This is a genomic window from Variovorax sp. Soil_C_26 (assembly GCF_057657075.1).
Map to the genome: position 1 here is coordinate 198,705 of NZ_JBDGJC010000002.1, position 25,250 is coordinate 223,954.

The window sequence follows — 25,250 nt, forward strand, 5'->3', positions numbered from 1 at the left end:
AGCTACCGCCGCTCGAAGTTCAGGATGTTGTCGCCCGCGCGCGGCTCGCCCGTGCCGGGCGCGCGGAACTTGTAGGCGCTCGGGTCGCGTGCGGAAGTCATTTCGTAGAGCGGATGGATTCGGCCCAGCCGCGCACCCCCGTCGCGCACCAACGGCGCCCAGGCGAAGTTGGCGGTGAACTTGCTCGTGCGCGGCAGCAGCGCGTCGAACGGGATCGACAGGTAGATGCCCTTGTCGAAGCTGCCTTCGCCGAACTGCCGCGCCGAGACGTTGGTCTTGGTCGCATAGGCACCGAGCACCACGCCGTTGTCGAAGCGGCGGCTGATGTCGATCGTCACGCCGCGGTCGCCCGCAAGGTACTGGCCCGCGCTGACCTTCGCGAGCACGCCGTTCCAGCCCGTGTCCCAATAGACAGTCGCATGGCCGGTGTTGACCTTGTAGTCGCGCAGTCCGAAGTCCTGCTCGAAGTCGCGCTGCCGCACATGGTTGAAGTCGACGCCGAATGCGAGCTTGCTGCGCCACGGGCGGTAGAGCCACTCGCCGCCGACGCCCGCAAACATCGTCTCGAGCGCGCCGCCGTATACGCTGTAGTACTGGTTGTCGGTGAGCCGGCCCACGTGCGTGAGCTGGAATACCGGAATGGTCAGCCGCCGCGAGGTCACGTACTCGCGCTGGAAGGTCCTCACGCGCGGCAGGTTGCTCGGCGCCGTGTAGGTGAACTTGTCGAAGTTGTCGACCAGGCGCAGGTTCAGCGCGCCGTTGACCCAGGTGCTCGGCGTGAAGCGGTACTCGGCCACGGCCTGCACCCCGACTTGGTAGAGCACGAAGGCGTTCGGTCCGCCGAGGATCTGGCCCAGGCTGGGCGTGAGCCCGATCGTGAACTTTGGGGTGTCGCGCTCCCATGCGGGCAGGCGCTTGCTGCTGTCGCTGTCGCCGCTATTGATTACGGCGGCCGCGGCGGTGCGGCCCGCCACCACCGGCACGATCACGCCGGGGTCGGCATCGAGCGGCGCGGGTGCGTAGTCGCGCTGGCTCGCGGCGCGTTGCTGGGCCGGGGTCTGCGCCTGGTAGTGCGCATTCACCCATTCGTCGCGGTCGACCACCTGCGCATGCATCGGCAGTCCGCGTTCCGAATAGTGCAGTACGAAATTCCGGACCGAGCCGGGCGCGTCGCGGTGCAGCACCGCGATGATCTGCTCGACGCGCGCACTGCGGTAGACGGTGGCGCTCTCGGTGATCCAGACGTGCAGCATCGCGCCCTGCGGCGCAATGCGCTGGACGGTCCAGTCGGTGCGGCGCTCGATGTCCGCGGCCGTGGCGGCCCAGCCCTGGAAAGCCGTGGGTGCGGTCGGCGAGAACTTCGGCGCGGGCGGGTCCGCCGTCTTGGGCATCTGCATCTTCGCGAGGTTGGTCTGCAGCGTGAGCCCGACCATCACCTTGTCGCCGCGCTCGAAGCCGGCCGAGAAGGTCACGCCCGGCGCGTAGCGGTACTCGAGCCCGATGTTGACCGGCGAGCGCTGCCGCTGGTTGTTGTTGAGCGGCTCGTTCTGGTAGTCATTGCCTTCGTATTCGAGCTTCAGCGTCAGCGGCTCCCAGGGCGTGCGCCACTGCACGCCGCCGAACAGCGCCGCAGGTCCGCGGAAGAGCCGGCTGAAGTTGGCGCCGCCCCACGTCGTCTGGCTCACCCGGGTCTTGAAGCGGCTGTCGAGCAGGCCGAAGGGGTTGCTGATGGTGCCGGCGTTCCCCATGTAGCCCCAACCGATGCCGAGGCTGAAGTCGAACTCGCCATAGCGCTTGTTCGCCACCAGGTACTCGGACGAGAACAGGCCGGTGCCGCCGATGTCGCGAAAGCCGAGCGCCACTTCGGGCAGGTAGGCCGATTCCTTCCAGAGGCGCGCCTTCAGGTCGATGCTCTTGTCCTTGTAGCCCTGGTTGCTGAGCCCGATGCCGTAGATCCGGTTGCTGATCGAGCTGTAGCGGAAGCCCGCCTCGAGCCAGTCCAGCGGCTGGAACATCACGTTGAGCCGGGTGTACGGGGACACATGCGAGATCGACGTCCGCATGTCGCCTGCCTGGCCCATGCGTGCGGTCGGCGTCTGGAGCAGGCCGGTTTCGCCCCAGTCGTTGCCGCTGGTCTGAAGCGCACGGTACTCGGGGGCCGGCTCGGTGAGGACGGAGATCACCGTCGAGGGCGGCGCGGCCGGAGAGTCCGGTGCGGAGGCTGCGGCCTCGGTGAGGGGCGCCTGCGCAGTGGCTTCTTCCTGCGGCGACGGCCCTTGCGTGGCCAGCAGCTTGATGATGCCCTCGGAGATGCGCTCCAGGTCGTCCATGCCGCGTGGCGCGGACCAGATCCAGGCGCCCGGCGCGGGCTCGTCCGACGGATGCGCGTTCCATGGCGACACGCCCACGCGCGCCGTCCGGCCGTCGGGCTGGGCCACCCAGGCCCAGTCGTAGTCGCCCTCGACATCGCAGGCCGCAACGTAGTCCCACGCCTTGCGGCCAGCCTCGTGCGCCACCTGGCACAGGCGGCCGTCGGCCTGCAGCACCGTCACGGTCCGCAGCGCGGGTGGCGGCGCCATCAGCTGCTGGCCGGCCGCGAGCACCGGGTCCTGGTCGGGATGTGCCTCGAGCCAGCGCGGGTCGACGATGCCGAGGGCCACGCGGCCGGTGACCGGCAGGCCCTGCAGCCGCGCGATCAGTTGCTGGTGCTGCGCCTGTTCGGCCTTCGGTGCGCGGCGGCGCGACGCTTCGAGCCGCACCAGCAGCGTGTTCTTCAGAAACTGCTGGGCCAGCCGCTCCTGCGGAACACGCCAGGCGAGTCCGGGCGATGCCGCGGTGGGCGGCTGCCGCAGCAGCCAGGCGCTCAGGCGTTCGCCGGGCCGGATGTCCGTGTCGCTCGCGGGCGAGGCATTGTCGGCCGGCGCATTGGCCGGCACCTGGGCGCTCGCCGCGCAGCTTGCCGCCAATGCACAGGCGGCCATCGCAGCGCGAAGGGGCCGGGGATCCCTGGCAAGGCCACGCAGCAGAAGCGGACGGCTCATGAACCAGCGCTCGCCGCTGCGACGGGTGCTGGAGAAGAAGGCGTCCACTGCTCGAAGCTCATACACAGGTTATTGGAAATACATTGCTCGGAATAGACGACGCGCGGCGCGCCTCCCGCTTGCAAAACACCGAAGCGGGCGGCCGGGAGCGATGCGCTTGCCGGTCGCGTCGTGCTGCGCTCCTCGTACCAGCGCAGCGATGCGGCGGGCCTGCCGGCCAGCGCCGACTGGCTGGGAGCAGCGATCGGCGCCAGCGCCACCTCGTCGCGGATGCCGAAGCGGTAGCCGGGCATCATGTCGCGCTCACGCACGTAGGTTTTCGCGGCCGCGTCGCCGGACCAGGCGGGCAGCTTCGAGAAGCGCACCTCGCGCCAGTCGGTCGACAGCCCGCTCGTCCCCACCAGCCGCCCGTCGAGCAGCCGCAGCACTTCGCCGCTGCCGCTGTACCAGACCTCGACCGCGCCCTCGGGGCGCTGGTCGATATAGCCCAGCACCATGAAGACCGTCTGCGCGCCGGTCGTCACGCGCAAATAGCGGTAATTCGGATTGAAGGTGGGTTGGGAAGCAGCAGCGGACGGGCCGCCATAGAGATGCCGCGCCGTGGCCAGCATGGCCGAGGAACCGGAAGAGCAGCCGCCAATGCCCAAAAGAAATGCTGCCAGAAGACAGCATTCGACCCATCGCACGGCGAAGCCGGCGGACGGGACCTTTGGCGAGCGCCCTCCCGCAGGGAGGGCCGGCACGTTCAGTTGGTGCCGGTCGTGCCCGTGCCGGTGCCGCCGGTACCACCCGTACCGCTGCCGCCACCGCTGTTGCCGCCATTGCCGCTGGCAACGGCCGCTGCGAGTCCGACGCCGGCGGCCACGCCGCCGGCCTGCGCCGCGGTGAGCTGGCCGAATGCGGAGTTGGTGGCGCCCGAGGCGTTGGCCGGCTGGGGTGCCGGCGTCGCGACCGAAGCGGGTGCAGGCGGCGGTGTCTGCGTCTGGGCAAACGCCGAGGAGAGGCCCAGAACGGCGACAGCGGCCGCGGAAACCAATGGCTTAATTCTCATGGCGATTTATCCTCTCTATAGCAATTAACAGTTGAGAGAAGACTATCAGTTGGCGAAGTGTGCCGCAACTAATTTACCTTTTATGGCGTTTGCGGGTGCAAATGGCTGTGTCGAAATGTCTTTGAAATAAATGGCTAATTCATTGTTCTTAATTGAGCCTTCTGCATGACCTGCATGCATGGGTTGGGGCTTGCGCGCCCGTGACCGTTGAATATGCGCTCCACAGCCCGCTACAATCGCGGGTTGACCCTGCTCCAGCGAAGAAGACTTAGAGGATCCCCATGAGTGACATGACCTCCGGCTCCCCCCGGATCGACACAAGCAAGCGGACGTGGTTGATCGCATCCAGCTGTGCCGGCGTAGCGGGAGGCGTGGCGACCGCGATTCCCTTTGTAAGCACATTCCAGCCCTCCGAGAAGGCCAAGGCCGCGGGCGCCGCCATCGAGGTCGACATCGGCGGCCTCCAGGTCGGCGAGAAGATCACCGTCGAGTGGCGCGGCAAGCCCGTCTGGATCCTCAAGCGTTCGCCTGAGCAATTGGCCGAGCTGCCCAAGCTCGATGGCCAGCTGGCGGACCCGCAGTCCCAGCGCTACCCCGACGAGTTCACCCCGGCTTACGCGCAGAACGAACACCGTTCGATCAAGCCCGATGTGCTGGTGGTGGTGGGCATCTGCACCCACCTCGGATGCTCGCCCGTCGACCGCCTTCAGGCCGGTCCGCAGCCATCGCTGCCGAACGATTGGGAGGGTGGCTTCCTGTGCCCCTGCCATGGTTCGACCTTCGATCTCGCCGGCCGTGTCTTCAAGAACAAGCCCGCACCCGACAACCTGCCTGTGCCGCCGCACATGTACCTGTCGGACACCAAGCTCCTGATCGGTGAAGACTCCAAGAAGGCCTGAGGCAGAAGAAGAACATGGCTGAATTCCGCGAAATCTCCCCCAACGCGCCCGCGGGCGAGAAGCTCCTCAACTGGGTCGACAACCGGTTCCCGCTGACCAAGCTCTGGAACGACCAGTGGGGCAAGTACTACGCACCGAAGAACTTCAACTTCTGGTACATCTTCGGCTCGCTCGCGATGCTGGTGCTCGTCATTCAGATCGTGACCGGCATCTTCCTCGTGATGCACTACAAGCCCGACGCGAACCTCGCCTTCGCCTCGGTCGAGTACATCATGCGCGACGTCCCCTGGGGCTGGCTGATCCGCTACATCCACTCCACGGGCGCCTCGGCGTTCTTCGTCGTGGTGTACCTGCACATGTTCCGCGGCCTCATGTACGGCAGCTACCGCAAGCCGCGCGAGCTGATCTGGGTGTTCGGCTGTGCGATCTTCCTGTGCCTCATGGCCGAAGCCTTCATGGGCTACCTGTTGCCCTGGGGCCAGATGTCGTACTGGGGCGCCCAGGTGATCGTGAACCTGTTCGCGGCCATTCCGTTCATCGGCCCTGACCTGGCGCTCCTGATCCGCGGCGACTACGTGGTGAGCGATGCCACGCTGAACCGCTTCTTCAGCTTCCACGTGATCGCGGTGCCGCTGGTGCTGCTCGGCCTCGTTGTGGCCCACCTGATCGCGCTGCACGAAGTGGGTTCCAACAACCCCGACGGCATCGAGATCAAGGCCACGCGCGGACCTGATGGTCATCCGCTCGACGGCATCCCGTCGCACCCGTATTACACGGTGCACGACATCTTCGGCGTGGTGGTGTTCCTCACGATCTTCTCGGCCGTGGTTTTCTTCGCGCCGGAAGCCGGTGGGTACTTCCTCGAGTACAACAACTTCATCCCGGCCGATTCGCTCAAGACGCCGAACCACATCGCGCCGGTCTGGTACTTCACGCCGTTCTATTCGATGCTGCGTGCGACCACCGACGACATGGTCAACGTGTTCGCGCTGATCATCGGCGCGGCCGCGATCCTGAATTTCGTCAAGGGCAGGTCGGGCATGGCCCTGAAGATCGCGGTTGCCGTCGTGGCAGCCGTGGTGATCTTCCTGCTCAAGGCCTTCGACGCCAAGTTCTGGGGCGTGGTCGTGATGGGCGGCTCGGTCATCATCCTGTTCTTCCTGCCCTGGCTCGACAAGAGCGAGGTCAAGTCGATCCGCTACCGTCCGAGCTGGCACAAGTACGTGTACGCCGTCTTCGTGTTCTTCTTCCTGATCCTGGGCTACCTGGGCATCCAGGCACCAGGCGTCTGGGGCAACCTGGTCATCGGTTCGTTCGCGCTCGATATCGCGCAGACCATCTCGCAGATCGGCACGCTGTTCTACTTCGGTTTCTTCCTGCTCATGCCCTGGTGGAGCAGCAAGGGCGAGTTCAAGCCCGTGCCCGACCGCGTGACCTTCGCCGCCCATTGAGAAGCCCAAGAGAGCTCGAGAGAAACACGATGAAGAAATGCATTTCTGGCTGGATCGCGGTTATGGGTCTGGCATTGGGCCTGACCTTTTCCGCGACCGCGTCGGCTGCCGAAGGCGGCATCGCCTGGGACAAGGCGCCCAACAAGACCACCGACGTCGCTTCGCTGCAGAACGGCGCCAAGCTGTTCGTCAACTACTGCCTCAATTGCCACTCGGCCGCCTTCATGCGCTACAACCGCCTGCAGGACATCGGCATCAGCGAGCAGCAGATCAAGGACAACCTTCTGTTCACGACCGAGAAGGTCGGCGAGACGATGAAGGCCAACTTCGATCCGCGCCAGGCCAAGGATTGGTTCGGCACCACGCCGCCCGACCTGACGCTCGTGGCCCGCTCGCGGGCCGGCCATGGCGGCACCGGCGCCGACTACCTGTACACCTACCTGCGCACCTACTACCGCGACGACACCAAGGCCACGGGCTGGAACAACCTGGCGTTCCCGAGCGTCGCAATGCCCAACCCGCTGTGGGAACTGCAGGGCGAGCGCCGTCCGGTCTACACCAAGGTGGTGTCGCACGGCCACGAGACCGAAGTCTTCAAGGGCTGGGAGCAGGTCACGCCCGGCACCATGACCCCGCTGCAGTTCGACAATGCGGTGGGCGACCTCGTGGGCTACCTCCAATGGATGGCCGAGCCGGCGCAGAACACCCGCATCCGCATCGGCGTGTGGGTCCTGCTGTTCCTCGTCATGTCGTTGGTCTTCGTGTGGCGACTGAACGCCTCGTACTGGAAAGACGTCAAGTAGTTCCGTCCACGCCGACCGGGCGCCGCGCGCGTCCGGTCCCACAGAGTGGGTTGCGAACGCGACCCACTCTTTTTGATTTTTAGGAGTCTCTCGCCATGATGGTCTTGTATTCAGGAACGACCTGCCCCTTTTCCCACCGCTGCCGGTTCGTGTTGTTCGAAAAGGGCATGGACTTCGAGATCCGCGACGTCGACCTCTACAACAAGCCCGAAGACATCGGCGTGATGAACCCGTACGGCCAGGTGCCGATCCTGGTCGAGCGCGACCTGATCCTGTATGAGTCGAACATCATCAACGAGTACATCGACGAGCGCTTCCCGCATCCGCAGCTGATGCCCGGCGACCCGGTGGACCGCGCCCGCGTGCGGCTGTTTCTGCTCAATTTCGAGAAGGAACTGTTCGTGCATGTGGCCGCGCTCGAGAACCGCACCGCCAAGGGCAACGAGAAAGCCCTCGAGAAGGCGCGCGCGCACATCCGCGACCGCCTCACGCAGCTCGCGCCCGTGTTCCTCAAGAACAAGTACATGCTGGGCGACAACTTCTCGATGCTCGACGTCGCGATCGCGCCGCTGCTCTGGCGCCTCGACTACTACGGCATCGACCTGAGCAAGAATGCGGCGCCGCTCTTGAAGTATGCCGAGCGGATCTTCTCGCGTCCGGCCTACATCGAGGCGCTCACGCCGTCCGAAAAGGTCATGCGGAAGTAAGGTTCTCCCACGGGGCACGGTAGTAGAAATTTCATGATCAACGCGCTCGAGTCGTCCTCCACCCGCCCGTACCTGATTCGGGCGCTCTATGAATGGTGCACCGACAACGGGTTCACGCCCTATGTCGCTGTGCAGGTGGATGACACCGTGCAGGTGCCGCGCGAGTACGTGAAGAACGGCGAGATCGTGCTCAATGTGAGCTTCGACGCGACCAGCTCTCTCAAGCTGGGCAACGAGTTCATCGAGTTCAAGGCGCGTTTCGCGGGCTCGGCACGCGAGATCGTCGTGCCGGTGGGCCGCGTGATCGCCATCTATGCACGCGAGAACGGGCAGGGCATGGCTTTCCCGCCCGCCGTGCCCCTCGGCACGCAAGACGGCCAAGCGGGCGCAGAGCCGGTATTGCCAACGGCCTCGGCGCCAGCGCGCATGCCGCTGCGAGATGCGTCCCGGGGCACCGAGGGCGATGCCAACAATATCGTCCACTTGGTGTCCGGCGAAGACTCGAGTGACGCATCGGGCGTCGACGAGAACGCCCCCGACGAGCCGCCGCGCCCTCCGACCGGCGGCGGCAACCGCCCTTCGCTCAAGCGAATCAAATAGAAAAGAAGCCAGGCCGGGGGCGAATGCAACGCTCCGCAAGCCTTCGGTAGAATTCAGCCACTCAGCAATCATGCCGCTTTAGCTCAATTGGTAGAGCACCCGCCTTGTAAGCGGAAGGTCGTCAGTTCGATTCCGACAAGCGGCACCATCTTCAAAGCCCGGTAGCGCCCCACAAGGCGCCTCGGGCTTTTTCTTGTTGCGCTGATGCCCATCCACAAAAACAGGCCATCCGCTCGCTGCCGTTTCGCATCTGAAAAAGCTGCCCGTTGCCGCCGCGTCGCGTTGCCCGATGCGGCGCAAGGCATGACCGCCAGGTAACGATCATGAGGCATCGCGGCCGTAGCCCGTGGCTCTGCGTGGTTTAGGTCACGAATTCGGAAAGAAACGGCGGTCGCGTCCTGCGCGTGTGCAGAACCATCATGCGGCCTAGTGACGGCAAATGGGAATCGTCACCCGCTTTGCCGCTATTTGAGAGCGTGGAAATAGCGACCGTCCGGAAGAGCAAATGGCGGATCAGTCCATCGATATGGCATTGGATGAATAAAGAACATCCAAGCCTTTGCGCAATTGCAGTCCGGAGCGTTCACCCTCAACAACAAGAAGGTCCAATGAAAGATCGGTGGGCGGCCGATCCGCAGCGCGTCGATTACCGGGATCAAGGTGCCGATGGTCGACGCTCTGGTCACGGCGTTGAGCGTGCTCGACGCCATGACGTCGCACACTCTGCGCCGGCCGCCGCGACCGCCGGCTCACACCGCGCCGACGCTGCCCGTCACCGGCAGCACGATGCCGGTGATGTAGCCCGCGCAGCTCGGCGCGGCCAGGAACACGTAGGCCGGCGAGAGTTCCTCGGGCTGCGCCGGGCGTTGCATGTCGGTGGCCTTGCCGAAGTCCTTGATCTTCTCGGGCGGGCTGTCGGCCGGGTTCAGCGGTGTCCACACCGGCCCCGGCGCCACCGCGTTCACGCGGATGCCCTTGGGCAGCAGGTTGCTCGCGAGCGACTTGGTGAACGCATGGATCGCGCCCTTGGTGGTCGAATAGTCGAGCAGGTGGGCGCTGCCCTCGAGGCCCGTGACCGAGCCGGTGTTGATGATCGATGCGCCCTGGCCGAGGTGCGGCACTGCGGCGCGCGCCATCTGGAAGTAGCCGAAGACGTTGGTGCGCAGCGTCATCTCGAAGCGCTCGTCGGTGATGTCCTCGATCGACTCGGCATGCAGCTGGAAGGCCGCGTTGTTCACCAGGATGTCGAGCTTGCCGAAGGCATCGACCGTCTGCGCCACCGCCTCGCGGCAGAACGCCGGGTCGCAGACATCGCCCCGGATGAGGATGCAGCGCGTGCCTTCGGCTTCGACATGGCGCCGCGTTTCCTCGGCGTCCTCGTCCTCGTCGAGGTAGGCGATCGCCACGTCGGCGCCCTCGCGGGCGTAGAGCACGGCCACCGCCCGCCCGATGCCCGAGTCGCCGCCGGTGATCAGCGCGGCCATGCCCTCGAGCTTGCCGCTGCCCTTGTAGTCGGGCGCCTCGAAGCGCGGCTGCAGCGCAAGGTCCGCCTCGTTGCCGGGCTTCTTCAGGTGCTGCGCCGGCATCGGGTTGGCCGGCTGGGCGCGTTCGCCCATCTGGGCCGGCCGGATCGGCTTCTTGGCCGTGGGCTTGGCCTTGTCCTTGGCGTCTTGTGCCTGCTGGACCGCACGTTGCCGGGCGGCGGTGGTGCCGGCAGATTTCGCGGCGGATTTCCTGGCGGGGGCGGTGGTCGTCTTCATGGTGCGGGAACTCCTGCTTCGGAGATGCCACGCTAGTGCCGCGGCGGGGCGCCCGCGTAGGAATGCGTCTCGAATGCGCGCCCGTCGTGTCGCGCGACTGCACTTCGCCTGCATCGAACGACGACGCGCGCCTACGCCGGTGGACGCGCGGTTTGCGCATCTTGCAAGCTCTCGACTCTGGAGCACGGGCGATGGCGCCTGACAAGAACGACACGAACCCGCACACCACCGCACCCCGTAAGAACGGCCGCCACGGGCATCCATCGATCCAGGATCTGACGCATCGCAACATCGAGGCGATCCTGGCGCTCGAAGAAGACAGCCGCCGGTCCAAGCCGCCGCTCTACCGGCTGGTCTCCCGCGTGGCGCGCTTCTGCGGCACGGTGGCCTTCCTGTGGTGGAACCTGGCGTTCTTCGCCGTCTGGATCGCGCTCAACCAATGGGTCTGGCCTGTCGACCCGTATCCGTTCACCTTCCTGCTTTTCATGGTTTCGATCGAGGCGATCGTGCTTGCGATCCTGATCCTCATCAGCCAGAACATGTCGGCAGAAGAAAGCGAGCGGCGGCACCACCTCGACCTGCAGATCGACCTGCTGAACGAGCGCGAGATGACGGCGCTGCTGCGCCTCGTCACCCGCATGGCCGAAAAGATGGAGCTGCCGCCCGAAAGCCACGGCGAGGTCCGAGCGCTGACGGAGCGCATCGACCCCGGCAAGGTGCTGCACCAGATCGTCGAGGCCGAATCGATCCACCGCAACCGCGGCTGAGCGCGACTCAAGGGAGTTCGGCGGCCTCGACGAGAAAGCGCACGCGGCGCACCCCTTGCCACTCGTCGGCATCGAGCCGGAACGCGAGCGTCACGCGCGGCGGCAGCGGCTCGGTGCGGCCGAACCAGATGCCGTCGACGGGCTGGCCCTGGTGGCGCAGCTTGAGCGCGAGGTGCTTCTCGCCGACGAGCCGCTGCGACACCACCTCGACCTCTTCGCTGAACGTGGGCGGCGCAAAGCCCTGGCCCCACACCTCGCGGTGCAGCGTGTCGACGAGGTCGATGCGCATGTACTCGCGCGCCAGCGGGCCGTCGGTGTCGATGCGGCGGGTCAGCGTGGCGGCATCGAGCCATTCGTGCGCCACTTCGGCCAGCGCGCGCTCGAACACCTCGAACCGGTCGCGCGCCACCGTGCAGCCGGCCGCCATCGCATGCCCGCCGAACCGCAGCAGCACGCCCGGGTGGCGCTTGGCCACGAGGTCGAGCGCATCGCGCAGGTGAAAGCCCGGGATCGAGCGCCCCGAGCCCTTGAGCTCGTGTTCCTTGCCGGGCGCGCCGCTCGCCGCGAAGACGAAGGTCGGCCGGTGGAAGCGGTCCTTGATGCGTGAAGCCACGATGCCGACCACGCCCTCGTGGAAGTCGGCGCCGAACACGCTGATCGCGGCGGGCGTGGTCTCGGCGCCGTCGACGTCGGCACCGAACAGCGATTCGGCGAGCAGCAGCGCCTGCTCGCGCATGCCGCCCTCGATGTCGCGGCGCTCGCGGTTGATGCCGTCGAGCAGCCGCGCGAGCTCGTCGGCGCGGGCTGCATCGTCGGTCAGCAGGCATTCGATGCCGAGCGTCATGTCCGCGAGCCGTCCGGCCGCGTTGATGCGCGGGCCCAGCGCGAAGCCGAAGTCGAAGGTGGTGGCCGCCGGCGCGTTGCGCCCCGCCGCCCTGAACAGCGCCGCGATGCCCGCGGGCATCGCGCCGGCCCGGATGCGCCGCAGCCCCTGCGCCACCAGGCGCCGGTTGTTGGCATCGAGCTTGACCACGTCGGCCACGGTGCCGAGCGCGACCAGCGGCAGCAGCACGTCGAGCTTGGGCTGCGTGGCCGCCGTGAAGATGCCGCGCGCGCGCAGCTCGGAGCGCAGCGCGAGCAGCACGTAGAACATCACGCCGACACCGGCGATGCTCTTGCTCTCGAAGGCGCAGGCGGGTTGGTTCGGGTTCACCAGCACGTCGGCCGCCGGCAGTTCGGGGCCGGGCAGGTGGTGGTCGGTCACCAGCACCTGCAGGCCGCGCGCCTTGGCCGCGGCCACGCCTTCGACGCTCGCGATGCCGTTGTCGACCGTGATGAGCACGTCGGCGCCGCTCGCGGCCACGCGTTCGGCGATGGGAGGCGTGAGGCCGTAGCCGTCGACCACGCGGTCGGGAACGAGGTAGCCCACATGCTGCGCGCCGAGCAGCCGCAGGCCGCGCACCGCCACGGCGCAGGCGGTGGCGCCGTCGCAGTCGTAATCGGCCACGATGCACAGGCGCTTGCCCTGGTTCATCGCATCGGCGAGCAGCACCGCCGCCTCTCGCGTGCCGTGCAGCGTGTCGGGCGGCAGCAGGCGCGCCAGGCCGTCGTCGAGCTCGTCGCCCGCCAGCACGCCGCGCGCGGCAAAGAGGCGCGCCAGCAGCGGATGCACGCCGGCCTGTTCGAGCGCCCAGGCGCTGCGCGGTGGAATGTCCCTGGCGATGATCTTCATAGGGCCTCGAGCACCGTGGCGGCCTGGGCACGTTCGAACAGGCGCCGGGCCCAGCCGAGCAGGCCGCGCTGCTGCTGCACGCCGTAGCGCTGCGCTGCGCGGTCGCCGCACAGCGTGAGCGTGACGTTCGTGCCCGCGGTGTACGCCGCCAGCAGGTCGGCCACGGCGCCGGCGTCGAGCGCCTGCCAGGCCTCGGCCCAGCCGGGCCCGTCGTCGCGCAACGCGGGCACGCGCAGCGCCTCGCTGACCTCGGGCGGCGGCGAGGCGACCGTGGTGTCCGGCGGCAGCGCACCGGTGCCGCTGAGCCAGAAGGAGTTGATCGCGGGCACGCCGCGCGCGGCGCGCTCGTCGTTCACGCGTTGGGTGTAGAGAAGCATCTGCATTTCGTTCTGCAGCCGGCGCAGCGGCCGGGCCGCGTCGGCGAGCGGCGACCATTGAGAGATCGGATGGCCCACCGCGCGGTCGATCGAGGCCGTGGGCAGCCCGTCGAAGATGCGCCCGCGCGCCAGCCAGCGGCCCGGCGTGTGCGACGCATGCAGCGCAATGCCGTCCTCCTCGAAGAAGGGGCGGGCGGCCTCGAGCAGCGCCGCCGATTCGGCCGCGTCGATCTCGATGGCGGCCGGGTCGCCGAGCACCACGTCGTCGATGCCGACTTGCCAATGGCACAGCGACAGCCGCGCCCAGGCTTCGCGGTCGTGCGGCTCGGCGATGCCGGCCTGCCGCGCTTCGAGCGCCGCCCAGGGAATGCAGCCGTCGTCGGACGCGATGCCCAGCGCCCGCGCCAGCGCCCTTTCGTGGGGCGGGGAGCGCGTGCTTTCGTCCTGCGGGTCGGTGTCGACCAGCGTGAGGCGTGACAGCAGCGATTCGAGGTTCGGCAGCCTCAGCGCGGGCAGGGCCGCGCGGCATGCGGGGGAACCGCGGCCGGCGAAGGGGATCAACAGGTGTCGTGGGGGGGCTTCGGCCATCCGGCTATTGTCCGGGATGCCACAATCTCGGCGCGCGCAACGCGCCTTGGACCACTGAACTTATGCGACTTCCCTATGAACTGCAGCTCGGCTGGCGCTACACGCGCGCAGGCCGGGCCACGCGGCGCAACGGCTTCATCTCCTTCATCTCGGGCGTGTCGATGCTCGGCATTGCGCTCGGCGTGGCGGCGCTGATCATCGTGCTCAGCGTGATGAACGGCTTCCAGAAAGAGGTGCGCGACCGCATGCTCGGCGTGGTCTCGCACATCGAGATCCTGTCGCGCGACGGCCAGGCCCTGCCCGACCTCGACGCGATCATGGCCGCGGCGCGCCAGAACCCCGAGGTGATCGGTGCCGCGCCCTTCATCGCCACGCAGGCGCTCATCGCGCGCGGCGAGGACATGAAGGGCACGCTGGTGCGCGGCATCGTGCCGGCGCTCGAGCCCGAGGTGACCGACATCGCCACCACCGCGCAGAAGGGCACGCTCGACAAACTGGTGCCGGGCGAGTTCGGCATCGTGCTCGGCGGCGAGCTCGCACGCGCGCTGTTCGTGCAGCCCGGCGACCAGGTCACGCTGGTGGCACCGGGCGGGCAGGTCACGCCGGCCGGCGTGGTGCCGCGGCTCAAGCAGTTCACCGTGGTCGGTACCTTCGATTCGGGTCACTACGAATACGACTCGGCGCTCGCCATGATCCACGCGGAGGACGCGCAGCGCGTGTTCCGGCTCGAGGGCCCGAGCGGCATCCGCATCAAGCTCAAGGACCTGAACGAAGCGCGCGACGTGGCCGACCAGATGGCCGTCACGCTGCCGGGCCAGTTCCTCATCCGCGACTGGACGCGGCAGAACAAGACCTGGTTCGCGGCCGTGCAGGTCGAGAAACGCATGATGTTCATCATCCTCACGCTGATCGTGGCAGTGGCCGCGTTCAACCTGGTCTCCACGCTGGTGATGACGGTGACCGACAAGCGCGCCGACATCGCGATCCTGCGCACGCTCGGCAGCTCGCCGCGCAGCATCATGGGCATCTTCGTGGTGCAGGGGGCCATGGTCGGCGTGATCGGCACCGTGGCCGGGCTCGCGCTCGGCCTCGGCATTGCCTACAACATCGACGTGATCGTGCCCTTTCTCGAACAGTTGTTCCAGGCCAGCTTCCTGCCGAAGGACATCTACCTGATCAGCAAGATGCCGAGCGATCCGCAGCGCAGCGACATCATGCCGATCGCCATCATCTCGCTGGTGCTGGCGTTTCTTGCCACGCTGTACCCCAGCTACCGCGCGAGCCGCGTGAATCCCGCCGAGGCCCTGCGCTATGAGTGAACTCGCCCCTACCGCCGCCGGCAATGACGTGGTGCTCAAGGCCCGCGGCCTCACCAAGCGCTTCCACGAAGGCCGCATCGACCTGACCGTGCTGCACGGCGTCGACCTCGACGTGCGTGCCGGCGAAACGCTGGCGATCGTCGGGGCTTCCGGATCGGGCAAGAGCACGCTGCTGCACCTGATGGGCGGCCTGGACGAACCCACCAGCGGCAAGGTCGAGCTGCTCGGCAAGGACATCGCCCATGCCGATGCGGCCGAGCAGGGGCGCCTGCGCAACCGGCACCTGGGCTTCGTCTATCAGTTCCATCATCTGCTGCCCGAGTTCAGCGCGCTCGACAACGTGGCGATGCCGCTCAAGATCCGGCGCGCCGAATCGTCGGAGGCCGCCGCTGCGGCCGCGAAGATCCTCGACAGCGTGGGCCTGGGCCAGCGCCTGCACCACCGTCCGGCCGAGCTGTCGGGCGGGGAGCGCCAGCGCGTCGCGATCGCGCGCGCACTGGTCACGCAGCCCGCCTGCGTGCTGGCCGACGAGCCCACCGGCAACCTCGACCGCAGCACCGCCGACACGGTGTTCGCGCTGATGCTCGAGCTCGCGCACAAGCACCGGACCGCCTTCGTCATGGTCACGCACGACCAGGATCTCGCGCGCCGCTGCGACCGCGTGCTGCAACTCGTGGCGGGGCGCCTGGCCGGCTGATTCTTTCGTGCGGGGACATCGGCGGCGCTGATGCACGTCATCAATGCGCCGCGCACCAGGATGGGCTCATCGATCCGGCAAAATGCACGGTCCGCACAGGGTTGTGCACCGTTTTGGAATTGGATTGATTGGAATGAAGCACGCATCCGTCGAGGACTTTCTCGCCCACGTCGCCCAGCGCAACCCCGGGGAGCCCGAGTACCTGCAGGCCGTGACCGAGGTCATGGAGAGCCTCTGGCCCTACATCGCGCAGCACCCGAAGTACACGGCGCACGGCCTGCTCGAGCGGCTGGTCGAGCCCGAGCGCGTGATCGTGTTCCGCGTGTGCTGGGTCGATGACCATGGCGAGGTCCGCGTGAACCGGGGCTTTCGCATCCAGCACAGCCTCGCGATCGGCCCCTACAAGGGGGGCTTGCGCTTCCATCCGTCGGTCAACCTGTCGATCCTCAAGTTTCTCGCTTTCGAGCAGACCTTGAAGAACGCGCTCACGACGCTGCCCATGGGCGGCGGCAAGGGTGGCGCCGACTTCGACCCCAAGGGCAAGAGCCAGGGCGAGGTGATGCGCTTCTGCCAGGCCTTTGCCGCCGAACTGTTCCGCCACGTCGGCGCCGACACCGACGTGCCGGCCGGCGACGTGGGCGTGGGCGGCCGCGAGATCGGCTTCATGGCCGGCATGGTCAAGAAGCTGACCAACCGCGCCGACTGCGTCTTCACCGGCAAGGGCCTGAGCTACGGCGGATCGCTGGTCCGGCCCGAAGCCACCGGCTACGGCAACGTCTACTTCGCCCAGGAGATGCTCAAGCGCAAGGGCCGTTCGTTCGACGGCCTGCGCGTCAGCGTCTCGGGCGCGGGCAACGTGGCCCAGTACACCATCGAGAAGGCCATGGCGCTCGGCGCCAAGGTCGTCACCGTGTCCGACTCGAGCGGCACCGTGGTCGACGAGGACGGCTTCACACCCGAGAAGCTCGCCGTGCTGATGGACGTGAAGAACCACCTCTACGGCCGCGTCAGCGACTACGCCGAACGCACCGGCACCCGCTTCATCGCTGGTGCGACGCCGTGGCATGTGCCGGTCGACGTGGCGCTGCCGAGCGCGACCCAGAACGAGCTCAACGCCGACGATGCGGCGCTGCTGGTGAAGAACGGAGTGGTCTGCGTGGCCGAGGGCGCCAACATGCCCTCGACCATGGCGGCGGTGAAGGTGTTCGAGGCCAACGACGTGCTCTATGCACCCGGCAAGGCGAGCAATGCGGGCGGCGTGGCCACCTCGGGCCTGGAGATGAGCCAGAACGCCTCGCGCCTGGCGTGGACGCGCGACGAGGTCGATGCACGCCTGCTGCAGATCATGCAGGGCATCCATGCGTCGTGCCTGCAGTACGGCGAGCGCGCCGACGGCCGCGTGAGCTATGTCGACGGCGCCAATGTTGCGGGCTTTGTGCGCGTGGCCGACGCGATGCTGGCGCAGGGCGTAATCTAAGGCCGACGCCATTCATCTCACCGGAGCGAAAGCCATGTTTTCACTGGACACCGACGACGACACCACGCCTGCGGCCACGGCCGAGCCGCGCAATTCCTACCTCGAGGAAAAAGCCTTCAAATCGCGCACGCTGCTGATCTTCGGCGGCATCACCGATTCGGTGGCCGCCGACGTCACGCGCAGGCTCATCGCGCTCGATGCCGACAGCACCGACAAGCCCATCGACATCCTCGTGAGCTCGCCCGGCGGGCACCTCGAATCGGGCGATGCGATCCACGACATCGTGCGCTTCATCAGTGCGCCGGTGAACATGATCGGCACCGGCTGGGTCGGCAGCGCCGCCACGCACCTGTTCCTTGCCGCCCCACGCGAGCGCCGCGTGTGCCTGCCCAACACCCGCTTCCTGATCCACCAGCCGAGCGGCGGCGCGGGCGGGCAGGCGACCGACATCGCGATCCAGGCGCAGGAGATCATCAAGGCCCGGCATCGCATCGCGCACGAGATCGCGCGCGAGACCGGCAAGCCGATCGAGGTCGTGATGACCGACATCGAACGCGACCGCTGGCTGTCGGCCGAGGAAGCGGTCGAGTACGGGCTGGTGTCGCGCATCATCCAGCGCAAGACCGAGCTGCACGGCTGAGAAAGCCGGTCGCGGTTTTCTTCAGCCCTTCGGCTTGTACGCCACCACGTCGATCTCGACCTTCGCATCGACCATCAGCCGCGCCTCGGTGGTCGAGCGCGCGGGCTTGTTCTCGCCGAAGTAGCTCATGTAGACGCGGTTGAAGGCACCGAAGTCGCGCGCGTCGTGCAGCCAGACGGTGCTCTTGCACACGTCGTCGAGCGTGGCGCCGGCCAGCGCCAGCACCTTCTTGAGGTTCTCCATCACCTGGCGCGTCTGCGCCTCGATGCCGCCCGCGACGATCTCGCCGTCGGCGTTGGCGGGCACCTGGCCCGAGACATAGATGAAGTCGCCGGCGCGCACGGCCGGGGAAAAAGGGCGGGCCTGGCGGTCGGAGGCGACGGGCGGGGCGCCGAGGTATTCGAGGGGCATGCGTGAACTCCTGCAGGGGTCGGTGGAAATAAGAATCGCAGGCCGCAGTATCCAACCAATCTGAAAATCTATTTCATCAAACGTGAAAAGCAAGGGTTTTCACGGATGAATAGGCATAAATGCTGCTTCAAAGTGCGGGCAAGAAAGAAAATTTCTTTCAAAACCTGTCCGTCCACGAAGGAGTTCCCATGCCCCACGCCGGTCTTTCCGCAGCCCGCCTGCCGCGCCCGATGCCGTCCCGGCGCAGCCTGCTCGGCGCTTCGCTGCTGCTTGCGCTGCTTTGTGCGCTGCCTCACACGCCGGCCAACGCGCAAGGGCCGCGCAACCACGCCACGCTGGCGATGGTGGCCGAGCCGCAGACGCTCGATCCGATGGCCTCGACCGCGGACCTGGTCGGAACCATCATGCAGCACGTCTACGAGACGCTCTACACCTTCGACGGCAAGTGGAACGTGGTGCCGATGCTCGCCGAGGCCATGCCGAAGATCTCGGCCGACGGCAAGACCTACGCCATCGCCTTGCGCAAAGGCGTGATGCTGCACAGCGGCCGCGAGCTCAACGCCGACGACGTGGTGGCGAGCCTGCAGCGCTGGATGGAGCAGTCGCCGCGCGGCAAGGCCGTGGGCAAGGAGATCGAGAGCCTCAAGGCCAAGGGCCCGCTCAACGTGGAGATCGTGCTCAAGGCGCCGTACGCGCCGCTGCTGTCGCAGCTCGCGCTGCCGAGCGGCATGGCGGCGATCATGGCCAAGGACTCGATCGCCTCGCCGCTCAAGGACTTCGTCGGCACCGGCCCCTACCGGTTCAAGGAGCGCCGGCCCGACCAGTTCGTGCTGCTCACGCGCTTCGACAAGTACAGCGCGCGCAAGGAGCCCGCGAGCGGCTACGGTGGCAAGCGCGAGGCCGCGATCGAGGAGCTGCGCTTCGTGCCCGTGCCCAATGCCAGCACGCGCGTCGAGGGTGCGCTGGCGGGCCAGTACGACTATGCCGACCTGCTGCCGGTCGAGGCGCTGCCGCGGCTCGAGAAGTCGGGCGGCAAGACCGTGCCGATCATGACGCCCGCGTTCGGCTTTCCGTACCTGGTGCTCAACACCAAGGAGGGCGTGGCCGCCAAGCAGGCGGTGCGCCAGGCGATCCAGTCGGCGCTCGGCGAAGGCGAGATGCTCGCGGCCGGCTTCGGCGACACGCGCTTCTTCGTGGCGGAAGGCAATCACTTCCCGAAGGGCTCGCCGTTCTATTCGACGGAAGGCACCGCACGCTACAACGAGCGCAACGCACCCAAGGCCAAGGAGGCCGCGGCCAAGGCCGGCTACAAGGGCGAGCCGATCCGCGTGCTCACGAGCCGCCAGTACGACTTCCACTACAACATGTCGCTCCTGATGGCCGAGCAGCTCAAGCGCGCGGGCTTCAAGGTCGACCTCAACGTGGTCGACTGGGCCACGCTGGTGCAGCGCCGCAACGACCCCAAGCTCTGGGACATCTACGTCACGCATTCGGGCCAGTTCCCCGAGCCAATGCTCTCGCCCCCGCAGCTCGGCGACGGCGCACCCGGCTGGTGGGACACGCCCGCCAAGAAGGCCGCGCTCACCGCCTTCAACACCGAGAGCGACCCGGCCAAGCGTGCCGCGCTGTGGGGCAAGGTGCAGCAGGTGGTCTACGAAGAAGTGCCGTACATCAACGTCGGCAAGTTCAACGGCCTCTCCGCGAAGAGCCCGGCGCTCGACAACTACCAGCCCGCGACCTGGCCGTTCTTCTGGAACGCCCGGATCAAGTAGGCGCCCTCGGCATCCGACGCGACCCTCCCTCCACATGATCCGCTACATCGCCTCCCGCGCCGCCGGCATGCTGGTCGTGCTTGCCATCGTCGCGGTGCTCGTCTTCGTGCTCACGCGCGCCGCCTCGGGCGACCCTGTCTCGGTGCTGCTGGGCGACCAGGCCACCGCGGCCGACATCGCGCGCGTGCAGAAGGACTACGGCCTCGACAAGCCTCTGCCGGTGCAGTTCGGCTACTGGCTGCGCGAAGTGCTGCAGGGCAACCTCGGCACCTCGATCTTCCTGCAACGCCCGGTGGCACAGGCGCTCTGGGAGCGGGCCGAGCCGACCACGCTGCTCGCGCTGATGGCGGTGGCGATCGCGGCGTCGATCGGCGTGCCCTGCGGCATCGTCTCGGCGGTGTTCCGCGGCCGCATGGTCGACCAGCTCTTCACCGGCATCGCGATGCTCGGCGCGAGCATCCCGAGCTTCTGGCTCGGTATCGTGATGATCCAGGTGTTCGCGGTCTCGTTCGGCTGGTTCCCGGTCTCGGGCTACGGCGCGCCCGATGCGCCGCTCGCCGAACGCCTGCATGCGCTGGTGCTGCCGGCAGCGGTGCTGGGCCTGCTGAACTCCGCGCTCATCATCCGCTTCACGCGCGCCTCGATGCTCGACGTGCTCGGCGAGGACTACGTGCGCACCGCGCGCTCCAAGGGGCTCAGCGAAAGCGTGGTCGTGCTCAAGCATGCGCTGCACAACGCGCTGGTGCCGATCGTCACGGTGATCGGCCTCACGGTCGCGCTGATGATCGGCGGCGCCGTCGTCACCGAAACCGTGTTCGGCCTGCCGGGCGTGGGCAACCTGGTGGTGAACGCCGTGCTGCGGCGCGACTACCCGGTGATCCAGGGTGCGCTGCTCGTGATTGCCGCGATCTACGTGCTCATCAATTTCTCGATCGACCTGCTGTATGCAGTGGTCGATCCGCGCGTGAAGGTCTGAACGATGCGCATGCCCCGAATGCTCCGCCAGCTGATGCACCGCCGCATCGTGATGCTGTCCGCGCTCGTGCTGCTGGCGATCGCGGTGCTCGCGGTCGGCGCGCCGCTGTTCGCTTCCATCGATCCCAACGACACCGCCGTGCTGCAGCGGCTGAAGGCTCCGGGCGCCGAACACCTGCTCGGCACCGACGAGCTCGGCCGCGACATGTATTCGCGCATCCTCCACGGCGCGCGCTATTCGCTCGCCATCGCGGCGCTCACGGCGATCGGCGCGGTGGTCGCGGGCACGGCGCTGGGCCTCGCGGCCGGCTTCTTCCGCCGGCTCGACGCGCCGCTGATGCGCGTGGTCGACGCGATGATGTCCTTCCCCGACATCCTGCTGGCGATCGCGCTGGTGGCGATCCTCGGGCCCTCGCTGCTCAACACCGTGCTCGCGCTGGTGCTGGTCTACACGCCGCGCGTGGCCCGCGTGGTGCGCGCCTCGACGCTGGTGGTGCGCGAGCTGCTGTTCGTCGAGGCGGTGCGCGCGCTCGGCGTGCGCACCTCGCGCATCCTGTGGCGCCACATCCTGCCCAACCTGATGTCGCCGATCCTGGTGCAGGTCTCGTTCATCTTCGCCTACGCCATCCTGGCCGAGGCGGGGCTGTCGTTCCTCGGCGTCGGCGTGCCGCCCGAGATACCGACCTGGGGCACCATGGTGGCGGGCAGCCAGCAGTACGCGCACCAGGCCTTCTGGGTGGTGCTGTTCCCGGGGCTGGCGATCATCCTCACGGCGCTCTCGCTGCAGTTGCTCGGCGACGGCGTGCGCGACCTGCTCGACCCCAAGCTCAAGAAAACCTCGTGATGACGAACGCGAACGACATCCCCCGTCTCACGGTCAGCAACCTGAGCACCAGCTTTCCCACCGAGGACGGCCTGGTGCGCTCGGTGGCCGAGGTGAGCTTCTCGATCCGGCCGGGCCGGACCACCGCGCTGGTCGGCGAGTCGGGCTCGGGCAAGTCGGTCACCAGCCTCACGCTGATGCGCCTGCTGCCGAAGACCGCGAACGCGCAGGTCAGCGGCAGCGCATCGTTCGTGACGCGCGAAGGCCAGACGCGCGACCTGCTGCAGATCGGCGAGCGCGAGATGCGCTCGCTGCGTGGCAACCAGCTGGCGATGATCTTCCAGGAGCCGATGACCAGCCTCAACCCGGTGTTCACCATCGGCGAGCAGATCGCCGAGAGCGTGCGGCTGCACAAAGGGCTCGACCGCAAGGCCGCGCTCGCGCATGCGCTGCGCATGCTCGAACTGGTGGAGATCCCGGCCGCGGCGCAGCGACTGCACGAGTACCCGCACCAGCTCTCGGGCGGCATGCGCCAGCGCGTGATGATCGCGCTCGCGATGGCCTGCGACCCGACGCTGCTGATCGCCGACGAACCCACCACCGCGCTCGACGTGACGATCCAGGCGCAGATCCTCGCGCTCATGCGCCGGCTCCAGGCCGAGACCGGCATGAGCATCCTGTTCATCACGCACAACCTCGGCGTGGTTGCGCACCATGCCGACGACGTGGCCGTGATGTACGCGGGCCGCGTGGTCGAGAGCGCGCCCGTGCGGCCGCTGTTCGCGCAGCCGGGCCATCCCTACACGCAGGGGCTCCTTGCCTGCCTGCCGGGCAAGGCGCGCGCGGCGGGCCAGCCCCGGCCGAAGCGGCTGTACGCGATACGCGGGCAGGTGTCGAGCCCACTCGCGCCGCCGCCCGGCTGCGCCTTCGAGCCGCGCTGCGACCATGCGGAGGCGGCCTGCCGGGCGGCCGTGCCGCCGCTGATCGACATCCGGCCGGCGCGCCAGGCACGCTGCATTCGCGTGCAGCCCGACGTACCGCTCGCGAGGCTCGCATGACCACCGCACTCTCCGCTTCCCCCCTGATCGAAGTCCGCGGCCTCAAGAAGTACTTCGGCAGCGGCGATCGCCCCGTGCGCGCAGTCGACGACGTGTCGTTCGCGATCCAGCCCGGTGAGACGCTGGGCCTGGTCGGCGAATCGGGATCGGGCAAGAGCACCATCGGCCGCACCGTGCTGCGGCTGGTCGAGCGCACCGCGGGCCAGGTGCTCTACCGCGGCGACGACATCGGCACGCTCTCGGGCGAGCGCATGCGCCGGCTGCGCAGCAAGCTGCAGATCATTTTTCAAGACCCGTACGCGAGCCTCAACCCGAAGATGCGCATCGGCGCCATCCTCGGCGAGGCGCTCGCCACGCACGGCCTGCACAAGGGCAAAGAGGCCCGCGAGCGGCGCATTGCCGAACTGCTCGAGACCGTGGGCCTGCGCGCCGAGCATGCGAGCCGCTTTCCGCACGAGTTCTCGGGCGGGCAGCGCCAGCGCATCGGCGTGGCGCGCGCGCTCGCGGTCGAGCCCGAGTTCATCGTGGCCGACGAGCCGCTGTCGGCGCTCGACGTGTCGATCCAGTCGCAGGTGATCAACCTGCTGGCCGACCTGCGCGAACGGCTCGGCCTCACGATGCTCTTCATCTCGCACGACCTCGACGTGGTCGAGTACCTCTGCGACCGCGTGGTGGTGCTGTACCTTGGCAAGGTGATGGAAGTGGCCACCACCGACGAGCTCTTCGCACGCCCCGCACATCCCTACACGCAGGCGCTGCTGGCCGCGAGCCCGCGGCCCGATCCCGACACGCCGACCCTGCACGTCGCGCTCAAGGGCGACATCCCGAGCCCGATCGCGCCGCCGTCGGGCTGCGTGTTCCGCACCCGCTGCCCGCACGCGATCGACGCCTGCGCCCGCACCGTGCCGCCGCTCGAAGAGGTTTCCAACGGACACTACAGCGCCTGCATTCGCCGGGAACTGCTTTCCAACATCGCCGCATGACCATGACCTCCGCCGACACCGCCCCTGTCAACGATTTCGACGATCCGCTGCTCGGCAGCGGCTTCAAGGGCTACCCGCGCACCCAGCCGCCGCGCCGCCGCAGCGAGGTCGGCGCGGCCGGATGGAACGTGCTCGCGGGCGACCTGCCGCTGCCGCTGGCCGTGCTGCGGCGCGAAGCGCTCGAACACAACCTGGCATGGATGCAGGCCCGCGTGCGCGAATGGGGCATCGACCTCGCGCCGCACGGCAAGACCACCATGTCGCCGCAGCTGTTCAGGCGCCAGCTCGATGCCGGCGCCTGGGGCCTGACCTTCGCCACCGTCACGCAGCTTGCCGTGGGCGTGGCCGCGGGCGCGCGCCGCACGCTGATCGCGAACCAGGTGGTCGGCGACGAAGACCTCGCCGGCATCCAGCTGCTGCTTGCCGCGCACGCCGACCTGCGCGTGGTGTTCCTGGTCGATTCGCTCGCGCAGCTGGCGCTGATCGAAGACTGGTCGACGCGCCACGCCGAGAGCGTGCCGTTCGAGGTGATGCTCGAGATCGGCGTCGAGGGTGCGCGCACCGGCTGCCGCACGCACGACGAAGCGGTCGCGCTCGCCACGCGGCTGCGCGCCAGCGATGCCGTCAAGCTCGTGGGCATCGAGACCTACGAAGGGCAGGGCGCCACCGGTGCCAGCGAACCCGATGCCGCCTACGCCAACGCGCTGATGGACCGCGTTGAAGCCATTGCGCGCCACTGCGACACGCAGGGCCTGTTCGAGGCCGACGAGGTGCTGGTGTCGGCCGGCGGCTCGGCCATCTTCGATCTCGTGGCGGGGCGGCTCAAGCCGGCGCTCGGCGCACCGGTGCGCGGCCTGCTGCGCTCGGGCTGCTACGTGACGCACGACCATGGCTTCTACAAGCGCATGGTGAGCGCGGTCGACGAGCGCCTGGGCTGCGGCTGCGACGAGAGCCTGGTGCCCGCGATGGAAGTCTGGGCCACGGTGCAGTCGCGGCCCGAGGCGGGCCTCGCGATTCTTGCCGTCGGCAAGCGCGACATTTCCTTCGACCTCTCGATGCCGGTGCCGATCGCGCGCGCGGCGCGCGGCGCGCGGGTCGCCGAGCCGGTGCCCACCGGATGGAAGATCACCGCCCTGAACGACCAGCACGCCTACCTGCGCTGGGACGCCGCCGAGGAGGCGCTGGCGCCGGCCGTCGGCGACCGCGTCGGCCTCGGCATCTCGCACCCGTGCACCACCTTCGATAAATGGCACTGGATGCCCATCGTCGAGAACGACTACCGCGTCAGCGACGCGGTGGCGATGCACTTTTGAAGCGCG

The 25,250-nt window shown here is 67.8% G+C and carries 24 protein-coding genes and 1 tRNA gene; 17 read left to right on the top strand and 8 right to left on the bottom strand.

The window, feature by feature from the left end; all coding sequences use genetic code 11:
* Positions 1 to 2: 2 nt before the first annotated feature.
* From AC3A6G_RS06375 to AC3A6G_RS06390, 4 genes are all read right to left on the bottom strand, one after another.
* Positions 3 to 3,041, bottom strand: a complete 3,039-nt coding sequence (locus AC3A6G_RS06375; protein ID WP_487873345.1) for a YjbH domain-containing protein — start codon at positions 3,039 to 3,041, stop codon at positions 3 to 5.
* Positions 3,038 to 3,652 (bottom strand): YjbF family lipoprotein, encoded by a 615-nt coding sequence (locus tag AC3A6G_RS06380; protein ID WP_487873346.1) that lies wholly within the window; start codon positions 3,650 to 3,652, stop codon positions 3,038 to 3,040. The genes AC3A6G_RS06375 and AC3A6G_RS06380 overlap by 4 nt, the downstream gene beginning before the upstream one ends.
* A gap of 134 nt (positions 3,653 to 3,786) precedes the next feature.
* Positions 3,787 to 4,092 carry a hypothetical protein gene (locus AC3A6G_RS06385; RefSeq protein ID WP_487873347.1) on the bottom strand — a complete coding sequence of 102 codons (306 nt, stop codon included), beginning with the start codon at positions 4,090 to 4,092 and terminating at the stop codon, positions 3,787 to 3,789.
* Positions 4,093 to 4,137: 45 nt separating this feature from the next.
* A complete protein-coding gene (locus tag AC3A6G_RS06390; RefSeq protein ID WP_487873348.1) occupies positions 4,138 to 4,272 on the bottom strand; it encodes a hypothetical protein in 135 nt (44 codons plus the stop codon).
* 101 nt (positions 4,273 to 4,373) lie between these two features.
* On the opposite strand from AC3A6G_RS06390, the gene petA reads away from it, so the two are divergent.
* From petA to AC3A6G_RS06420, 6 genes are all read left to right on the top strand, one after another.
* Positions 4,374 to 4,991 carry a ubiquinol-cytochrome c reductase iron-sulfur subunit gene (petA, locus tag AC3A6G_RS06395; protein WP_487873349.1) on the top strand — a complete coding sequence of 206 codons (618 nt, stop codon included), beginning with the start codon at positions 4,374 to 4,376 and terminating at the stop codon, positions 4,989 to 4,991.
* Between the two features lie 14 nt (positions 4,992 to 5,005).
* Positions 5,006 to 6,442 carry a cytochrome b gene (locus AC3A6G_RS06400; RefSeq protein ID WP_487862129.1) on the top strand — a complete coding sequence of 479 codons (1,437 nt, stop codon included), beginning with the start codon at positions 5,006 to 5,008 and terminating at the stop codon, positions 6,440 to 6,442.
* A gap of 29 nt (positions 6,443 to 6,471) precedes the next feature.
* Complete coding sequence (locus AC3A6G_RS06405) at positions 6,472 to 7,245, top strand: cytochrome c1 (protein WP_487862128.1); 774 nt, start codon at positions 6,472 to 6,474, stop codon at positions 7,243 to 7,245.
* A gap of 95 nt (positions 7,246 to 7,340) precedes the next feature.
* On the top strand, positions 7,341 to 7,952 hold the full coding sequence (locus AC3A6G_RS06410; protein ID WP_487862127.1) for a glutathione S-transferase N-terminal domain-containing protein: 612 nt from the start codon (positions 7,341 to 7,343) through the stop codon (positions 7,950 to 7,952).
* Between the two features lie 33 nt (positions 7,953 to 7,985).
* Positions 7,986 to 8,552: a ClpXP protease specificity-enhancing factor gene (locus AC3A6G_RS06415; protein WP_487862126.1), complete on the top strand. Its 567-nt coding sequence runs from the start codon at positions 7,986 to 7,988 to the stop codon at positions 8,550 to 8,552.
* Between the two features lie 72 nt (positions 8,553 to 8,624).
* Positions 8,625 to 8,700, top strand: a tRNA-Thr gene (locus AC3A6G_RS06420).
* Between the two features lie 601 nt (positions 8,701 to 9,301).
* Here AC3A6G_RS06420 and AC3A6G_RS06425 read toward each other — a convergent pair.
* On the bottom strand, positions 9,302 to 10,312 hold the full coding sequence (locus AC3A6G_RS06425) for an SDR family oxidoreductase (protein ID WP_487873350.1): 1,011 nt from the start codon (positions 10,310 to 10,312) through the stop codon (positions 9,302 to 9,304).
* A 191-nt stretch (positions 10,313 to 10,503) separates the two neighbouring features.
* On the opposite strand from AC3A6G_RS06425, the gene AC3A6G_RS06430 reads away from it, so the two are divergent.
* Entirely contained in the window at positions 10,504 to 11,079 is a 576-nt protein-coding gene (locus tag AC3A6G_RS06430) for a DUF1003 domain-containing protein (protein ID WP_487873351.1), read from the top strand.
* 7 nt (positions 11,080 to 11,086) lie between these two features.
* Here the strand turns inward: AC3A6G_RS06430 and recJ are convergent, their stop codons facing one another.
* Positions 11,087 to 12,811 (bottom strand): single-stranded-DNA-specific exonuclease RecJ, encoded by a 1,725-nt coding sequence (recJ, locus tag AC3A6G_RS06435; protein ID WP_487873352.1) that lies wholly within the window; start codon positions 12,809 to 12,811, stop codon positions 11,087 to 11,089.
* A complete protein-coding gene (locus AC3A6G_RS06440; RefSeq protein WP_487873353.1) occupies positions 12,808 to 13,776 on the bottom strand; it encodes a hypothetical protein in 969 nt (322 codons plus the stop codon). The genes recJ and AC3A6G_RS06440 overlap by 4 nt, the downstream gene beginning before the upstream one ends.
* Positions 13,777 to 13,838: 62 nt before the next feature.
* Here AC3A6G_RS06440 and AC3A6G_RS06445 point away from each other — a divergent pair, with 62 nt between their 5' ends.
* From AC3A6G_RS06445 to AC3A6G_RS06460, 4 genes are all read left to right on the top strand, one after another.
* On the top strand, positions 13,839 to 15,095 hold the full coding sequence (locus tag AC3A6G_RS06445; RefSeq protein WP_487859376.1) for a lipoprotein-releasing ABC transporter permease subunit: 1,257 nt from the start codon (positions 13,839 to 13,841) through the stop codon (positions 15,093 to 15,095).
* Complete coding sequence (lolD, locus tag AC3A6G_RS06450; RefSeq protein WP_487873354.1) at positions 15,088 to 15,792, top strand: lipoprotein-releasing ABC transporter ATP-binding protein LolD; 705 nt, start codon at positions 15,088 to 15,090, stop codon at positions 15,790 to 15,792. The genes AC3A6G_RS06445 and lolD overlap by 8 nt, the downstream gene beginning before the upstream one ends.
* A 133-nt stretch (positions 15,793 to 15,925) precedes the next feature.
* Positions 15,926 to 17,269 (top strand): NADP-specific glutamate dehydrogenase, encoded by a 1,344-nt coding sequence (gene gdhA, locus AC3A6G_RS06455; RefSeq protein ID WP_487864261.1) that lies wholly within the window; start codon positions 15,926 to 15,928, stop codon positions 17,267 to 17,269.
* A 34-nt stretch (positions 17,270 to 17,303) separates the two neighbouring features.
* A complete protein-coding gene (locus tag AC3A6G_RS06460; protein WP_487859379.1) occupies positions 17,304 to 17,909 on the top strand; it encodes an ATP-dependent Clp protease proteolytic subunit in 606 nt (201 codons plus the stop codon).
* A 21-nt stretch (positions 17,910 to 17,930) separates the two neighbouring features.
* On the opposite strand, the gene AC3A6G_RS06465 is transcribed toward AC3A6G_RS06460, so the two are convergent.
* On the bottom strand, positions 17,931 to 18,320 hold the full coding sequence (locus AC3A6G_RS06465) for a RidA family protein (protein ID WP_487873355.1): 390 nt from the start codon (positions 18,318 to 18,320) through the stop codon (positions 17,931 to 17,933).
* Positions 18,321 to 18,508: 188 nt separating this feature from the next.
* Here AC3A6G_RS06465 and AC3A6G_RS06470 point away from each other — a divergent pair, with 188 nt between their 5' ends.
* From AC3A6G_RS06470 to AC3A6G_RS06495, 6 genes are read left to right on the top strand one after another with little or no spacing between them, the layout of a single operon-like run.
* Entirely contained in the window at positions 18,509 to 20,092 is a 1,584-nt protein-coding gene (locus AC3A6G_RS06470) for an ABC transporter substrate-binding protein (protein ID WP_487873356.1), read from the top strand.
* Between the two features lie 34 nt (positions 20,093 to 20,126).
* Positions 20,127 to 21,068, top strand: coding sequence for an ABC transporter permease (locus AC3A6G_RS06475; RefSeq protein WP_487873357.1), 942 nt, complete (start codon positions 20,127 to 20,129; stop codon positions 21,066 to 21,068).
* A gap of 3 nt (positions 21,069 to 21,071) precedes the next feature.
* On the top strand, positions 21,072 to 21,911 hold the full coding sequence (locus AC3A6G_RS06480) for an ABC transporter permease (protein WP_487859383.1): 840 nt from the start codon (positions 21,072 to 21,074) through the stop codon (positions 21,909 to 21,911).
* The gene (locus AC3A6G_RS06485) at positions 21,911 to 22,948 is read left to right on the top strand and encodes an ABC transporter ATP-binding protein (RefSeq protein WP_487873358.1); all 1,038 of its coding nucleotides are present in this window, start codon (positions 21,911 to 21,913) and stop codon (positions 22,946 to 22,948) included. Before AC3A6G_RS06480 ends, AC3A6G_RS06485 begins: the two co-directional genes overlap by 1 nt.
* A complete protein-coding gene (locus AC3A6G_RS06490) occupies positions 22,945 to 23,931 on the top strand; it encodes an ABC transporter ATP-binding protein (protein ID WP_487859385.1) in 987 nt (328 codons plus the stop codon). The genes AC3A6G_RS06485 and AC3A6G_RS06490 overlap by 4 nt, the downstream gene beginning before the upstream one ends.
* Complete coding sequence (locus tag AC3A6G_RS06495) at positions 23,928 to 25,244, top strand: amino acid deaminase (protein WP_487873359.1); 1,317 nt, start codon at positions 23,928 to 23,930, stop codon at positions 25,242 to 25,244. Before AC3A6G_RS06490 ends, AC3A6G_RS06495 begins: the two co-directional genes overlap by 4 nt.
* The last annotated feature ends 6 nt before the right edge of the window (positions 25,245 to 25,250 follow it).